Source organism: Streptococcus mitis (assembly GCF_005844455.1).
Taxonomy (GTDB): Bacteria; Bacillota; Bacilli; order Lactobacillales; family Streptococcaceae; genus Streptococcus; species Streptococcus mitis_BF.
The window spans coordinates 1-1,904 of sequence record NZ_SPGF01000110.1 but is presented as its reverse complement, the minus strand read 5'-3'; the positions used below and the strand labels follow the sequence as shown (position 1 = coordinate 1,904).

The following is a 1,904-nucleotide window of genomic DNA, read 5'->3' as shown; positions in this document are numbered from 1 at the left end:
TCGTACATCAGTTAATTGTTTGCTTGCTTCATAATTCATAGAACTATTGTACCATATTTTGTTTCGCAGGAAGTCTAATAATCTCTATGATTCCGCTCCAACTCACACCTTTCGCTTATGTGCTTGGTGACTTTCTAGGTCAGCATCAACTTCAATGGTAATATTTTGAAAGCCACAATCTTTGAGGAAAATTCGAATAGATTCTTTACAAGTTTCCATATGCTCCATCTCTTTTAAACAAACATGGACAATAGCATTTTTTTCCAAACCATCCATAGTCCAGAGATTAAGCTGATTGATACTAGCGACATGGTCCAATTCTGCTAAATCCGTCTGGATCTTCTGGATATCTACTTCTTCTGGCACTGCATCGAGGAATATCTTGAGCATGCTCCAAAAACGTGGAAGGGCTTTTGACAGAATAAAGAAGGAAATAGCAAGAGACAAGAGCGGATCCAAGATATACCAATCGGTAAATCGAATAACAATGGCCATCAGGATGACAGCCACCCAACCCAAGGTATCTTCCAAAAAGTGCAGACTCAAAATTGACTCGTTCTTTGTTTTTCCCTTACGAACTACAAGGCTAGCTATCACATTAATACTTACTGCAATGATTCCTAGCCAGAGGATACCTTCATCATTAACGGGCTGTGGATTAAAAAGTTTAGTTATATTTTCCAAAATCACTAGGATGGATCCTGTGATAAGAATCACAGCAGTCACCAGGGCCCCTAAAAGACTAAATCGCTTGTAACCCAAGGTGTACTGCCTATCTTCTTCACGATTGGAGATTGTTTCTAGAAGGCCTGATATGCCAATGGCTATGGCATCTCCTAAGTCATGGACAGAATCAGCAAGAACAGCACTCGAACCAAATATTCCTCCTGCAATAAACTCAACAATAGCATAGCTTAAATTTAAGAAAAAAGCTAGCCAAACAGTATATTTTGCCTTCATCTTTCTCATTCCTTTGTTATAATAGATTTATGAACACCTTGTTCATTATCATTATCCACTAAAACTCAAAGAAAGGATAGAAGCAAAACGTCAGCTTTATTCAGTTCTGAACAATTTGCCTCAAATGTCCATATGACTAACATCGACCGCCGTATTAGCAAAACAAAAAAAGCCATCTATCAAGCTTTTCTACAACTTTTAAACGATAAAGGCTACGAATCCACTACAGTTCAGGATATCATTAATCTCGCAGATGTAGGACGATCCACCTTTTACTGTCACTATGAGAGTAAGGAACTACTTCTAGATGAGCTTTGCCGCTACCTCTTCCATCACCTCTTTGAAAGAGAGCAATCCATTTCAACTGAGGATTATCTCGCCCATATCTTTCTGCATTTTCAGAAAAACCAAGACCATATCACTAGTCTGCTATTTTCCAAAAATGACTACTTCCTCCGTCAACTCCATAAAGAGCTAGAATACCATGTCTATTCCGTGCTAGCTGATGATTTAAAAGAAACTCACCCGAGTCTGCCTATTTCTTACCTCCAACACTTGGTCGTATCCAACTTTATCGAGACATTGACCTGGTGGCTCAAAAAAGGACAAGATTTTACAGACCAGGAAGTTGTCCAATTTTATCTAGACCTTCTCATTCCTAAAATTTGAATAGCAAGTAAAGCTCATACTCATCAAAAATCTATTATGGATAAATCCATTTTCTGTGAACAATCTTCCTCAGGCATTCTGTTTCCAAATTTTGAATCACTGTTTCTAACTTCAAAATGACTTCTTCTAAAGATTTGAAGGCCTTGTTTTTGAATCCACGCTTTCGTATCTCTGCCCAAACTTGCTCAATGGGATTCATTTCTGGAGTGTAGGGAGGAATAAATGTACACGTGATATTTTCTGGCAACTCCAAAGCCTGAGACTTGTGCCAGGTG

General features: G+C 38.5%; 3 protein-coding genes. 1 reads left to right on the top strand and 2 read right to left on the bottom strand.

Features of this window, described 5'->3' with window-relative positions; translation table 11 throughout:
• Positions 1-102 precede the first annotated feature (102 nt).
• The gene (locus FGQ53_RS11625) at positions 103-960 is read right to left on the bottom strand and encodes a cation diffusion facilitator family transporter (protein WP_138338933.1); all 858 of its coding nucleotides are present in this window, start codon (positions 958-960) and stop codon (positions 103-105) included.
• Between the two features lie 132 nt (positions 961-1,092).
• Here FGQ53_RS11625 and FGQ53_RS11620 point away from each other — a divergent pair, with 132 nt between their 5' ends.
• Positions 1,093-1,629, top strand: coding sequence for a TetR/AcrR family transcriptional regulator (locus FGQ53_RS11620; RefSeq protein WP_138338930.1), 537 nt, complete (start codon positions 1,093-1,095; stop codon positions 1,627-1,629).
• Positions 1,630-1,663: 34 nt separating this feature from the next.
• Here FGQ53_RS11620 and FGQ53_RS11615 read toward each other — a convergent pair.
• A partial coding sequence (locus FGQ53_RS11615) for a transposase (protein ID WP_171019154.1) occupies positions 1,664-1,904 on the bottom strand: 241 nt, incomplete at its 5' end.